11 protein-coding genes and 2 tRNA genes are annotated in these 13,546 nt (G+C 49.6%); 3 read left to right on the top strand and 10 right to left on the bottom strand.

Going from position 1 to position 13,546, the window contains the following annotated elements; genetic code table 11:
* Positions 1 to 29: 29 nt before the first annotated feature.
* Together EV209_RS08635 and EV209_RS08630 are read right to left on the bottom strand one after the other, a co-directional pair.
* Complete coding sequence (locus tag EV209_RS08635; RefSeq protein ID WP_130435063.1) at positions 30 to 1,133, bottom strand: phosphotransferase enzyme family protein; 1,104 nt, start codon at positions 1,131 to 1,133, stop codon at positions 30 to 32.
* Positions 1,134 to 1,163: 30 nt separating this feature from the next.
* Positions 1,164 to 2,165 (bottom strand): reverse transcriptase family protein, encoded by a 1,002-nt coding sequence (locus EV209_RS08630; protein ID WP_130435062.1) that lies wholly within the window; start codon positions 2,163 to 2,165, stop codon positions 1,164 to 1,166.
* A 547-nt stretch (positions 2,166 to 2,712) separates the two neighbouring features.
* Here EV209_RS08630 and EV209_RS08625 point away from each other — a divergent pair.
* On the top strand, positions 2,713 to 3,594 hold the full coding sequence (locus EV209_RS08625) for a MerR family transcriptional regulator (protein ID WP_130435061.1): 882 nt from the start codon (positions 2,713 to 2,715) through the stop codon (positions 3,592 to 3,594).
* 80 nt (positions 3,595 to 3,674) lie between these two features.
* Here EV209_RS08625 and EV209_RS08620 read toward each other — a convergent pair.
* The 5 genes from EV209_RS08620 to EV209_RS08600 form a co-directional block, all read right to left on the bottom strand.
* Positions 3,675 to 3,745, bottom strand: a tRNA-Cys gene (locus EV209_RS08620).
* 71 nt (positions 3,746 to 3,816) lie between these two features.
* Positions 3,817 to 3,888, bottom strand: a tRNA-Glu gene (locus EV209_RS08615).
* A 152-nt stretch (positions 3,889 to 4,040) separates the two neighbouring features.
* Positions 4,041 to 6,023 (bottom strand): transketolase, encoded by a 1,983-nt coding sequence (gene tkt, locus EV209_RS08610; protein ID WP_130435060.1) that lies wholly within the window; start codon positions 6,021 to 6,023, stop codon positions 4,041 to 4,043.
* 74 nt (positions 6,024 to 6,097) lie between these two features.
* On the bottom strand, positions 6,098 to 7,345 hold the full coding sequence (locus EV209_RS08605; protein ID WP_130435059.1) for a DUF5711 family protein: 1,248 nt from the start codon (positions 7,343 to 7,345) through the stop codon (positions 6,098 to 6,100).
* A gap of 83 nt (positions 7,346 to 7,428) precedes the next feature.
* Entirely contained in the window at positions 7,429 to 8,679 is a 1,251-nt protein-coding gene (locus EV209_RS08600) for a LysM peptidoglycan-binding domain-containing protein (RefSeq protein WP_165388872.1), read from the bottom strand.
* A 191-nt stretch (positions 8,680 to 8,870) separates the two neighbouring features.
* Here EV209_RS08600 and yyaC point away from each other — a divergent pair, with 191 nt between their 5' ends.
* On the top strand, positions 8,871 to 9,515 hold the full coding sequence (yyaC, locus tag EV209_RS08595; protein ID WP_130435057.1) for a spore protease YyaC: 645 nt from the start codon (positions 8,871 to 8,873) through the stop codon (positions 9,513 to 9,515).
* On the opposite strand, the gene EV209_RS08590 is transcribed toward yyaC, so the two are convergent.
* Entirely contained in the window at positions 9,415 to 10,506 is a 1,092-nt protein-coding gene (locus EV209_RS08590; protein ID WP_130435056.1) for a hypothetical protein, read from the bottom strand. The two genes, yyaC and EV209_RS08590, sit on opposite strands and share 101 nt — an antisense overlap.
* Positions 10,507 to 10,677: 171 nt before the next feature.
* On the opposite strand from EV209_RS08590, the gene EV209_RS08585 reads away from it, so the two are divergent.
* Positions 10,678 to 10,956 carry a hypothetical protein gene (locus EV209_RS08585; RefSeq protein WP_130435055.1) on the top strand — a complete coding sequence of 93 codons (279 nt, stop codon included), beginning with the start codon at positions 10,678 to 10,680 and terminating at the stop codon, positions 10,954 to 10,956.
* 124 nt (positions 10,957 to 11,080) lie between these two features.
* Here EV209_RS08585 and EV209_RS08580 read toward each other — a convergent pair whose 3' ends face one another.
* Together EV209_RS08580 and EV209_RS08575 are read right to left on the bottom strand one after the other, a co-directional pair.
* Entirely contained in the window at positions 11,081 to 12,436 is a 1,356-nt protein-coding gene (locus tag EV209_RS08580) for a glucose-6-phosphate isomerase (protein WP_130435054.1), read from the bottom strand.
* 117 nt (positions 12,437 to 12,553) lie between these two features.
* Positions 12,554 to 13,405, bottom strand: coding sequence for a hypothetical protein (locus EV209_RS08575; protein WP_130435053.1), 852 nt, complete (start codon positions 13,403 to 13,405; stop codon positions 12,554 to 12,556).
* Positions 13,406 to 13,546: the final 141 nt, after the last annotated feature.

The raw sequence follows: 13,546 nt of genomic DNA, 5'->3' as shown, positions 1-13,546 counted from the left end.
TTCTCTTTACCTATGTAGCTGACCAATATTTAAAACTTCTCTATACTCACCCTCATCCGCTCCCACTTGCGCTCCATATCGGCCGCCAGTGCAATTTGAGTTCTGGCTCTGTCCAGATTCTGGTGAGGGCGGTGAATTCGAAAATACCGGTCTCCCTGAAGATAGTCTGTCAGAAAACGGATTCCGCATTCCATGGTCATCAATTTGGCTCCCATAGGCAGCATTTCTTTCTCGGTTTCTGTCAGGCTCCCTCCGCATCCTTTCAGAAATCCTTCTGAAAAAGCATCATATAAATCCAGCGACAGGCTCACTCTGGAAAGATCTCTCTCATCTTCGGACGCAGTGCTTGCGCCGGAACGGATGGCATCTCCAAAATCAAACGCGGAGAATCCCGGCATAATTGTATCCAGGTCAATGATACACAGCGGTTTTCCCGTCCTCTTGTCAAATAAGATATTATTTAATTTCGTATCGTTATGGGTTACCCGCAGGGGAAGCTTTCCTGCAGCATGAAGGCTGACGGCAGCAGCCGTCTCTTCTTCTCTGTCCAGAAAAAAACGGAGTTCTTTCCGGACAGAAGAATTCCGGCCGCACACATCCTCAGCTGCCGCCCTCTTCAGCGCCTCCAGCCGCTTCGGCGTATGATGAAAATCTGGGATCGTTTCCGCCAGACGTTCTACCGGATATTCTGCCAGCTGCTGCTGAAAATGTCCCAGCGCGCGTCCGCAGAGAAAAAATTCCCGCGTGCTTTCCGCACGTTCATAAGTCACGGCATCTGTAATAAACACATATGACCGCCAGCATCTGCCGGAGCTGTCCCTGAAAAACAGGCCGCCGCTTTTTGCCGGCACTATGGTCAGCGTTTCTCTCTCCGGATCTCCGCCCTCTTCTTTTATTTTTTCTTTCAGGTATCCTGTTACCCAGCCAATATTCTGCATCAGCTCTTCCGGCCTGGCAAATACTTTTGTATTGATATCCTGCAGAATATAATGTTTTCCGCCGCCTGCGCCCTGACAGTCCACGCGGTAAGTCCCGTTAATATGTCCGTTCCCATAGGCGCTGCAGCAAACCGGGGTTCCCTGGAATGCAAAGGCCTTCAGCGCTTCTTCACAGGAAGCATCTGTATGTTCCATACTCTGTTTTTTCTCCAATTTATCAGTATATTAAACCCACAGCTCCGACTGGAGTCTGGCTATGCGGCCTTTAGCTTCCCTGCACCAGCTGTCCTCCGGATTCACCTGAAGGACAAAAGCTGCCCTGCCAGCAAGCATCTGCAGGTACCGGAAGGACGCCCCTGCGGCGTCTTCCTGGCCAAGATCCCTGCCCTGACGTTTCAGATGCCCGGCAACGCCGTATTTTTCACAATAATACAAGTCCTGCCGCAATTTTTTCCTGTAAGTTCTGGCTGCCTGAGGATGGCAGTTCACTACCACTCCAGTCACAGACTGGCGGTGTCCCTGTCCATACAGGCGGGTTTTTCCGGCATTCAGGGAAAAGCCCATCACTTTCAAAAAATTCTGAGCTTTATTTTTTACTTTCCGTGCATCGAAATCCCCGGAAAAAGTCATATCATCACAATAGCGCGTATAGGCAATCCCCTGTTCCCCGCACCAGCTTCCCATATAATCATCAAAAGGGCGCATTACTAAATTGGATACTGCAGCTGATACAGGCGCTCCCTGGGGGAGATAATCCCTGTAGCAGCAGAGATTGGTCAGCAGTACGCCAACCGCTGGCGGAAACAGACGGCTGGGAAATACATTTTCCAGAATCAGCGAAAACGTGATATTTTCAAAAAAATTCTCCAGATCCAGCTTGAGGATCTGCTTCTTTCCGGTATGAGGCGCGGCATTCTCTTTCAGACCGGCTCCTTTGCGGTAAGCAGTTGCATATGGGGACGGTTCCAAACCGTCCAAAACATGGTGCAGCAAATTCCGCTGTACCTTTTTCATCATCCCGTCAGGAATCTGAAGCTTACGCACTCCGCCGTTTTTTTTGGGGATTCTGGCTCTGCGGTAATGCGCTTCAGCATGGTTTGCCAGGGAATAAAGGCAGGCAATTTCCTGCTCCTGTTTTACGCCAGTCCCCCGCAGCAGGTCCAAGGAGCGCAGCAGATCCCGGCATTGTTCTCCTGTGCAGTATTTCCACATCTCTTCTCCGCTCATCCCACTGCCTCCTTTCCCTCTGCCCAGACAACACCAAAAGAAGATCTGCCGGAGGCGGCCTGGTACTCAGGCGTTTGGGCGCTCTGCGCCCAGCCGTGCACACTCCGTGTGCGGAAGTACCTGGCAAGCCGCAGGCAGGCACAGGAACTGTGCCGCTGCTTCGCAGCTGCCTTCTCCAATCACTTTGCGGACGGCGACTCGCCGCCCTTCTGAAATGTATTCAGAAACACTGTTGTCTTGCGTATGAGCATAGCATAAAACGGCCTGAGATGCAAGGCCGTTTCATTTTTCCCGTCATATTTTGCCGTATTGTGATAAAATTAATCTGGTATAAAACTTTTCTTGAAAAGCACTTGACCCTCACGCTGCGTGATAAAGTATAATTCATAATAGAGACCGGTCCGCCGGACTCGCGCGCCAAAGCGCGGCCGCCTTTGCGGTCATACAGGATGCCCAAGCCGGCAGGCAGCTTGTACAAAAGTCTTATTGTCTACATCAACTAACACTATTCTTTCATTAGGATAATCTCAAAAAAGGAGCGGGTATCATGAAAACTATTAAAGAAGTAGCGGATCTTGCAGGAGTCAGCGTGCGCACGCTGCAGTATTATGATGAAATCGGCGTGTTCCGGCCTTCAGAGGTGACAAAGGCCGGATACCGGCTGTACGATGAAAACGCCCTGAATACGCTGCAGCAGATCCTTCTTTTCAGAGAATTGGATTTTCCCCTAAAGGAAATCAAAACAATCATGGAAAGTCCTCACTTTGACAGGATAGAAGCCTATAAGAATCAGAAGGCATTATTGACCGCAAAGCGCGACAGATTAAACAAGCTGTTGAATTTGCTGGATAAACTGGAAAAAGGAGAGTCATGTATGAGCTTTAAAGAATTTGATTTAAGCGAATATATCCGGGCGCTGGAAGAATTCCGGGATCAGAATCAGGATCAGATTGTCAAATACTGGGGAAGCAGAGAAGCATTCGATGACTTTATCCAAAAAGCCCGGGACCACGAAGTCTCTATTGGTTCTCTGGCGGAGCAATATTATGGCAGTGTGGAAAAATACACAGTAGCAATGAAAGAGAGCCTGCTGCATTTTTCTGAGAATATGGAAAAAATGCAGCAGATCAAGGAAAAAGGATATGTGGAGCGAAATAAGGAATTAATGGAAAAATTGGTTCAGGATCTGACACAAGATCCGCGGTCAGATGAAATACAGACGATTATTGATGATATGGTCCACCTTCTGAGCCCCGAAGACACTCCGACGATGCAGTTGGGAGAAAATTATTATGATATTCTGATCGATCATTATCTTCATAATCAACCGATTATAGAGGCTGTTGACAAGCAATATGGGACAGGGGCCTCCATATTCATAGGCACTGCGTTTCGGCACTATTTCAGTAAAAATAAGACAGAGAACTAAAGAGAATATAATCTTGCAGCATAAAAAAGAGCTTTCCTTAACGGAAAGCTCTTTTTTATGGAAACATCAGTTTCTCAGAGAGGCGACAACCGGATTTGAACCGGTGATCAGGGTGTTGCAGACCCACGCCTTACCACTTGGCTATGTCGCCACCGCTTATATATTATATACAGTCTCTGGAAAAATATCAACCCTTTTTGGAAATTTTTTTCAGAAACCAAATGACTCCAAGGGGATTTGAACCCCTGTTACCGCCGTGAAAGGGCGGTGTCTTAACCGCTTGACCATGGAGCCGCAGCTTTAGTAGTATAGCATGGCCCCACTTGTTTGTCAATTCTTTTTTGAGATTTTTATGGCTGAAATTGAAAAGGCACTGGCGGAAAAACCAATGCCTTTCTGATTTTCCCGCCAGACCATATTTTTTCTATCATATTAAACAGTTATAATTAAAGGCTCTTTACCGCCTCCACCACATGCTCCACAGTAAAACCAAACTCTTCAAAGAGCTTATCTGCGGGGGCGCTGGCGCCAAATGTCTTCATTCCTAAAACTTTTCCGTCCAGGCCAACATATCTGCCCCAACCGAAGTCAGAAAGCGCCTCTACTGCCACGCGCCTGCGTACCGCAGAGGGCAGCACCTTTTCCTGATATTCCGCTGGCTGTTCTTCAAACACATCCATGGAAGGCATGGATACCACGCGCACATCCATTCCATCCTTCAGCAGTTCTGCTTTTGCCTTAACCGCCAGCTCTACCTCTGATCCGGTGGCCATGATGATAGCATCCGGAACGGATTTCTCTGAATCCTCCAGAATATACGCGCCCTTCAGCGCTTCTTTAGAGGAGTTCTCATACTGAGGCAGGTTCTGTCTGGTCAGAACCAGGGCTGTAGGAGTTTTCCTGGATGCAACCGCTGCATACCATGCCGCAGCAGTCTCCGTTGAATCAGCAGGGCGGAACACATGGAAGTTAGGCATAGCCCGGAACATGGCCAGCTGCTCAATGGGTTCATGGGTAGGGCCGTCCTCGCCCACGCCGATACTGTCATGGGTGAATACATAGATCGCCGGGATGCCCATAATCGCTGAAAGCCTTGCCATAGGCTTCACATAATCACTGAACACAAAGAAGGTAGAGACAAAGGAACGCAGCCCACCGTGAAGCAGAATACCGTTTCCGATAGCAGCCATGGACAGCTCACGCACGCCAAAATGCAGATTTCTGCCTGCATAATTGTCCTTGCTGAAATCCCCCATATCATTCATATATGTCTTTGTAGAGGGAGCCAGGTCCGCCGCTCCGCCGATCAGGTTGGGCAGCAGGTTTTTAATCTTATTAATCATCTTGCCCGACAGGCTTCTGGTTGCCTCAGGCTTTTCCGCTTTTTTCCAGAATTCCTCGCAGTCCCAGGCTGCCTCTGCGGCTGAAGGATCGTGGTATTTCTCCCACAGCGCGGCTTCTTCCGGATATTCCCTGCAATATGCTTCGAACAGCTGGTTCCAGGCATCTTCGGCTTTCGCTCTTTCTGCCCCCAGTTCTTCATAATGGGCATAAACTTCTTCAGGAACAAAGAATGGCTCCTGCGACGGCCATCCCAGATTTTCCTTCAGGGCAGCTACATTTTCCTCGCCCAAAGGCTCTCCATGCGCGCTGGCCTTGCCCTGTTTTGCAGGACAGCCAAACCCGATCTGCGTTTTTACGGTAATAAAGGAAGGGCGGGAGGTATCTGCCTTTGCAGCCTCGATGGCTTTTCCGATCTCCTCCAGGTCATTACCGTCTTCTACTGTCAGCAGTTGGAATCCAAAGGCTTCCATGCGTTTCTGCACATCCTCTGTGAATGCAATATCTGTGGAACCTTCAATAGAAATCTGGTTGGAATCATAGAGCACGATCAGCTTGCCCAGGCCAAGGGTCCCTGCCAGCGAAAAGGCTTCAGAAGAAATTCCTTCCATCATGCAGCCGTCGCCGCCCAGCACATAGGTAAAGTGATCCACAACCGGATAATTTTCTTTATTGAAAACAGCAGCCAGATGAGCTTCTGCCATTGCCATGCCCACTGCCATTGCCATACCTGCCCCCAACGGTCCTGTGGTGGCTTCAACGCCTACCGTATGGCGATATTCGGGATGTCCCGGGGTGAGAGAGCCCCACTGGCGGAAGGACGCCAGATCCTCCCTGGTCAGCCCATAGCCAAACAGGTGCAGCAGAGAATACAGCAGCGTTGAACCATGTCCTCCGGAAAGCACAAATCTGTCGCGGTTCTTCCATTCAGGATCTTTCGGATTGTGATTCATATGTTTGGCCCACAATTCATACGCCGCAGCCGCGCATCCTAAAGGCAGGCCGGGATGGCCTGATTTCGCCTTCTGTACCGCATCCGCGGAAAGGATACGGATCGCATTCACTGACTGTTGATCTAAGTTTATCATCGTTGTTCCTCCCTGATTCTCTAGTATTTGTTTTCATTATACCGGGATCGCGCCTGCTGCGCAAGGATTTTCTTCTATTTGAGTGTGCAGGACCGGATTTTTCCGCCCCCTGCCACCAGAAGCTGGTTTCTCTCTGTCCCGGCCGCCATGAAATCCACTCCGCCTTCCATGCTGCCCTCATACTTGATATGCCCTCCCAGCGTGATCAGCATACACGCTCCGTTATTATAAAGGAGGATCTCATCTCCCGCAAATATCCCTTCCTCGTATTCCTGCGAAAGCTTTTGCGCAAGCAGCTCCTTTCCGTCCGGCTGATAGACGTGCAGCGTACCCGGCTCCCGTTGGCTTTCGCCGGCTTCTACCACCCCCACATATTCATCGCTGTAAAAAATCAGGTTAATGCCATGCTCAAAAACCCGGTCTCTGTCCAACCGGGACGGCTCGTCCACTTTTTTCAGGGAATAAAAACTGATCATGCGGTCTCCAAAGGCCACGGCATTGCCGTTGCCCATTATACGCACCCTGGGAATCATGGAATCCCCATATTTGAAGCCCGCCACCATCCTGTCCTGGTATTTCTGCCCCTCATCTCCGAAGTTATAGAAATTAACTTTATTTTTAATTGTGCCTTCTTCCACGCTGACATAGGAATACATCAGAATCTGACCGTTGGCAGAGAGCGCAATGTCCAATGGATAACCATCCTGTGCAAAGGAAGTCTTCACTTCCACCTCCAGCCTGTTCCCAGCCTTATCATAAAAATAGATGCTGTCAGAAAGCCCGTCCTGGACGAGAACCGCCATTACCCCCTGCCCTGCTACCGCAATCCGCATGATCGGGCCTGGCGTCGTAACCTGACACAGTTTTTTTCCTGTTATACTGAACAGGGCCAGGTTGTTGGAATTCAAATCCGCCACTGCGGCGTATTCTCCTCTTGTCTGCGCAATAGGAGATTTCATTTCATATGCTTCAGACCAGACCTGCGCTCCATCTGAGCTGATGTAGGTTGCCCCTGATTTCCCTACTTTCAGAATCCCTTCCCCAAACGCTTCATATCCTGTATAGGCAGAATCCCCGCTTTCCAGGCTTAGTTCCCAGTCAATCCTGTAACCAGTCAGGTTGCGCACGGAATCAATAATCCTGTAACCAATAAATCCCAGGGCCAGAACCGCCACAATGCCGCAGATAATGAGCCAGCTGCGTATTTTATGCGCTCTGAGCTTGGCCTGATATGCTTCTTCAGAGTCCGGGCCGCTGCTGATTACCTGGCGGCGCAATAAGTTTTTTTTCTGCTCCCTCTGCAGGTCTCTGCTTTCATCCATCCTGTATCCTCCTGTTGCCCCAGGCAAATTTCTTCTTTCTGTCCTTCAGTTTACCACATTTCTACGGACTTGGCACCATTTTTTTAAGGCATCTTCAGTTTTTGCCCGGCTACAATCTTATCCGGATCTGTAATTCCATTTAATTCACAAATCTCCTCCACCATCCTGATTGTTCCATATGCATCAATACTGATCTGCATCAGAGTGTCCCCTTCCTCAACCACATGGAAGCCCCCGGCCTCTCCATTTACGGGGAGTCCCGACACCGCAGCGGTGCCGCTTTCATCCGGATCGCTCCCCTTCTTCTCTGTACTTCTTTCAGTGCTATGTACTGTCGCTTTTTCCCAGGGCTGCATAACAGCTGTGCTGCCGGATGGAGCTTTGTTCTCCGCAGTGCCGGATTCCCCCCCTCCCTGGGTTGTTTCTTGAGATAAGGAAGACTCTTCGGCGGCAGATGGCTCCGCATCTGTAGTTGGAGACAAATTACCTGGCACAGTTTCCACCACCGGCCTGCTGTGAATCACCTCCGCAGTGGCCCCCGCTTCAATGCCTGCCTGATGCAGCGATTCTTCCATTCCCCTCAATTTATCATAATTCCCGAACATTGCGATGCCAAGCCCAATCACCAATACCCCCATCGCCGCGCATACTCCATAAAGCACCCGGTTCACCCGGTGTCCCTCTTCCAGTTTTTCTTCCTGCCGCTCTTTCAGGGCTGTCCGGAAGTGACGTGTGACCTGATCCCTGGACTCTGATTCAATGCTCTGCCCCTGGCTTCTGCGGACCATATAGTCCTGCATGGCCTCATTCCGCTCATAAAACACATAATATCCCTGAACCGGGAACAGATTCTGCCCGGTGCCGGTCCAAAAGCTGTACTCTTCCTCCTGACCCAGAAACAGAAGCATTCCTGCGTCCGGAAAATTGGCTGCATGCGCCTGCTGGAGCTTCAGCAGCTCCGGGACCTGATTTTCACTGCCTTTCACATACCAGCCACAGAGTTCATAGTCTGAAAAAAATGCCTGTATTTCGCTGTGCAGCTTTTTCCAGGCGTCCTCCGGAAAACTGATGATGCCATTTTCTATTTTTATTTCCTTTACATCCAGCGCCCCGTAAATAAATTGACAGGAATTCCCCGCAATGATTTCCGTTTTTCCTACCAAAACACCTACCCTGGGGCCCCCGTCTTTCAGCCGCAGTTTGCGTATATATGTATACGCGTAATCCTCCAGATAAATCTGATACAGATCATCCCTGTCGCCCATCTGTCTGATATTTTTGGGTAATATCTCCTTGTCCATTTCCTTCACCTCATCCTCTCTGCCAGAATTCATAAGCCATACTACCACAGTTTTCGTGCGGATTTTGACAAAGCATGTCATTGGGCAAAAAAAAATTAGCGACAAAAACAGGCAGATTTTTTGCGAATGAACAGAAAAAGGCGCTCATATACTGGGATAGCTGATTAAATCCCGAAACCAGTGGCAAAACTAGGAGAAAATCTTCTTGAGAAAGGAACTGCAATATGACTGCTGCTCATCAGGTATATTACCATCCGTCAGGACAATCCTTCTGCCGCGCCAGATTTGCCGAGCAGCTGCGTCAGCTGACTCCTCCCGGCCGCCCGGTGCTGCTCCTCTGCATTGGCAGCGACCGCTCCACTGGGGACAGTCTCGGCCCGCTGATCGGCTATAAATTACAAAAACAGGCTCCTGAGGGCCTGTTTATTCTGGGTACTCTGGACCGCCCGGTCCATGCTGTCAATCTTCCGGAAGCGCTGGACAGCCTGCCTGGTCTGTGCCAGGACCCTTTTATTATCGCCATCGACGCCTCCCTAGGCAGGGAAAACCACATCGGATACATTACTCTCAGCAATTCCTCTCTTCAGCCCGGGCTGGGAATCGGAAAATCCCTTCCCAATGTGGGCCACATATCCATCACTGGAATCGTGGGCTCCCTGGAGGGGGAAGGGATGTCGCAGCTGCAGACGGCCAGCCTGGGGCTGGTAATGAATCTGGCAGACTGTATTGCTTCAGGTATTTTAAAAGCATTCTGGGGACAGCCCCATTTCACTGCCTTGTGGTCCGATAAGCCACAATGGCCTCAGAAATGGTGGAAGCGCGTCCCTGTTCCAGGATTTCCATCAGAGCGTCAAGCCTGTCGTAAGTAAGGAAATCCTTACCCAAATATCCTTCATACTGATCAGTGAGCTGAATCGTGAATTCCCGCACTCTGCCGTCCACTTTCCGGAAATGTTCTTTGTTTTCCCGATAAGCGGCTTTCAGCGCCTCCAGCTCTTCCCGGCCCGCTTCCGTGATCTCATCCGATATCACACGTTTGGTCACCGCCTCAAAAGTGGCCAGCGCCTCCTGCTTCCGGGAAGCCACTTTTTCCAGCTCCGCTTCCAGCTTCGCAATTTCATAGTTGTAGCTCTCCAGATCATAATAATCATCCGTCCGGTCTTTCCGGATTGATGCAATGATCACGCGGCGCTTTTTCATATTTGACTTCAGATGCCGTCTCATATCCCTCCCCTGCCGGAGCACTGACAGGTTTGGCAGCTTCAGCCTGGAATTGACTGTGAGATATATAAATGACACCACTGTAATATCCCCAAAATAAATTCCCGCCAGCACCAGGGGATTCTCCAGCTTAAAGCCCCAGAAAGCCCCACAGGGAACAGCCAGAAACGCAATCAAGAAAATCAGCACCGCAATCACCCAGTCCCAAAAATCTCTGGGCATATACAGAGCATAAAAAAACCTGGAATTACAGAACCTGGGAATTGCATTCTGCCGGAACAAAGTCGCCAGCCTGGTCCTCAGCACCCTTGTCTCATCATCCAGTTCAGAGGTCTCCTCCCTGATCCGTTCCGCCTTCCCCTGGCTCTTGGCCCGTTCCCTCTTCATCCTGAGCCTGCGCAGTTTTTCCTGATCGGCAGCCAGCTCTTTGTCATAGCTGGAGGTGATGGCCTCTTTTCTGGTGCGCACCATGCTTCCGATTTCATCTGACAGCGCTTTCTCAGCCGCGGCCACCTGACGTTCCAGCCTTTTATCCTCCACACTGAGCCTGCTGCGAAGCTGCTTTGCATCATCCAGCTTTTTCAGTGTCTTTTTTGCTTCTTTTAAAAATAATATATTTTCAGAAGCCGATCCTTCCATACTCCCGACCTCCTTTATCCGAAACGGTATATTTTTATTCTATAACAGATTCTTCAATCCGGCAACTCTTTTATCTGAAATCCTCAGAAAATTTCGTGAAATTCATCCTTTACTTTACCCTGATATCTGGGTATACTTGATCTATGCACATTAGATGAAATGAGGTGAACTATGTTCAGACTATGGGGCAAAATCTGGAAAAGCAATCATCTGGTTACAGATACAGTAGCATGTGACGACGACCCCTCTGCCAGCAGGACCCGAAAGGTTCTGCAAGGCCTGGAAACAATCTGCCATGAATTAGATCTGCCTGTGCCGATCTGGCTTGATCAAAACATCGCAGAGTTTCAAAGAGGTTCTAAGACACGGTTCAGGCAGGACAGTTTTATTGAAGAAGTTCCTTTCGATTATCTGGAAATTCAGGTTATCGAGGAAGATCTTCAGGTTTAAGATCATGAAGAAAAGCACCTTCGCGAAGCGGTTTTATACAGATAAAAAGAGAGCTCCCATTGCATGGAAACAAGGCTGCGGCCCGGCTTGATACCGGGGCCGCAGCCTTGTTTTTGCTAAAAACTTATTTCAGGCGTTCCAACAGGCGCGCTCTTTCCTCCTCATAACCTGGTTTCCCCAGCAAAGCGAACATATTCCGCTTATAGCTCTCCACACCAGGCTGGTCAAATGGATTTACTCCCAGAATATATCCGCTGATTCCGCAGGCAAACTCATAGAAATAGAACAGCTGCCCGAGGGAATAGGCATCCTGCCTGGGGATATGAACCATCAGGTTTGGTACATTTCCGTCTGTATGCGCCAGCACAGTGCCGTTCATCGCGCTCTTATTCACAAAGTCCACAGTCTTTCCGGCCAGATAGTTCAGTCCATCCAGGTCTTCAGCCTCTTCTTCCAGAACTACAGTTTCCCTGGATTCCTCTACATTCAAAACTGTTTCAAACATCAGCCGGGCGCCGTCCTGGATAAACTGCCCCATGGAGTGCAGGTCTGTAGTCAGATCCACTGCGGCGGGAAAAATTCCTTTCTGGTCCTTTCCTTCGCTCTCTCCGTACAGCTGCTTCCACCACTCAGAAAAATAATGAAGGCTGGGTTCATAATTAGCCGTGATTTCCACGGATTTCCCCTTGCGCAGTAAAATATTGCGGACTGCAGCATACATCAGTGCGTCGTTTTCTTCATAAGGAAGCTCCAGCGCACAACTTCTGCCGCTGGCAGCGCCTTCCATCAGCCCGTCAATATCCACGCCGCTGACAGCGATAGGCAGCAGCCCCACAGCAGTCAGCACAGAAAAGCGTCCTCCCACATCATCCGGAACCACAAAGGTTTCATACCCTTCTGCGTCGGACAGCTTCTTTAACGCGCCGCGGGACTTGTCCGTTGTAGCATAGATTCTCTCGGCGGCGCCGGATTTGCCGTATTTTTCTTCCAGCATCTTTTTAAATACGCGGAAAGCTACGGCAGGCTCCGTAGTTGTGCCTGACTTTGAAATAATATTTACTGAAAAATCCTTTCCCTTCAGCACATCGCAAAGATGCTTCAGGTATGTACTGCTGATGCTGTTTCCTACAAAATAAATCTCCGGGGCATTGCGGTCTTCCTTCGAAATCATATTATAAAAATTATGGCCCAGGAACTCTATCGCAGCACGCGCCCCTAAGTAAGATCCTCCGATCCCGATCACCAGAAGAACGTCTGAATCCCCCTGGATTTTCTTTGCCGCCTCTTTTATCCTGCCGAACTCTTCCTTATCATATTCTACCGGCAGATCAATCCATCCCAGAAAATCATTGCCCGCACCGGTTCTGCCCAGCAGCGTTTCCTTCGCCTGCATCACGATGCCTTTCATATTGGCAATTTCGTTTTCAGAAATGAACGGAGAGGCCTTGGAATAATCAAACGTCACCTTATTACTTCCCACTGCTCTTTTCTCCCTTCTCTGCGGCGTCAGCCGCTTGATGAACTGCTGCCGGCCTGAACAGTCTGCAGCAATTTCTTCTTATCATTATATCGAACTTTGCCGCTGGAATCAAGGGAATCAGGCAAAATAATCCTGCAGTATTTCCTGAATCAGGCCTTCCTGGTCAGGCGTCAGCAAAAGGCCCTTATTTTCTCCGGTTTTTCCTGAGCCGGCCTGTCCGGCAGAAAACGCTCCATTCGCTTCTCCCGCCAGATTTTTCTCTCGGGCAGCAGCAATCTGTTCCAGGCTCTTTTTCAATTCGGCAATTTCTCTGGCCCGCGCACGGCTGTTCTTCCCCGAGAAATTCTCCCCGGGAACAGCTGCCTGCCCCTCTTCTCTGCCCGGGGCGGCTTCACTGTGCAATCCGGTATTCGGCTTCTTATCTTCTTTCTGAACCTCGCGCCCTGCCTGGTTTCTCCAGGCTGCCGCGTTCATCAGATAATCCTGTACCTGCAGTTCCAGGTAACGTTCTTTACCCTTTTCATTGGCCAGCAGATGGAACAGGGCCAGGCCAAGCGCGGCCACTGCACCTCCCGCCGCAGGATACATCATCTCCCTCGCAGAAAAGCCAAACCACAAACAGCCCAATAAATCAGCGGCTGCCGCCAGAAGGCATGCTACCCCGGCAGGAATCGCAGCACGGGCAAAGCTGGACAGATGTATTCCGCACACCCTGTAGGAAAACAGCTTTTTGCGAGTGAAAACTTGTCCATCCATCACTCCTGCGCCAATCTGCGCCGCCTTTTCATATTCCATCCTCAATCTCTTAAAAAATGGATGTTTCGCATAAACAATCCTCTCTGCCTGTTTGTTTAATCTTCTGTAAATATGCCCTGCTGTCAATTCGCACAATATACCCAGTGCGCACAGAGCTCCCATCAGATACACAACGTATCCCTGCGCCAGAAATTCTTTCATAAAATCTCTCATAAAAAAAGCGCTCCTTTCTTTCCAATGTGCAAACATAATATCATGATTCCACTTTTTTGGAAAGAGAAGAGCGCTAAGAATCGTTCGTCCTATTTCACTGCATTCTATGCTGTTTTTCTAATATTCGACAGCCATTTTTCT

This window comes from Cuneatibacter caecimuris (assembly GCF_004216775.1).
Lineage (GTDB): Bacteria > Bacillota > Clostridia > Lachnospirales > Lachnospiraceae > Cuneatibacter > Cuneatibacter caecimuris.
Note: the sequence above shows the minus strand (reverse complement) of the source record. Positions and strands in the feature narration are given on the sequence as shown.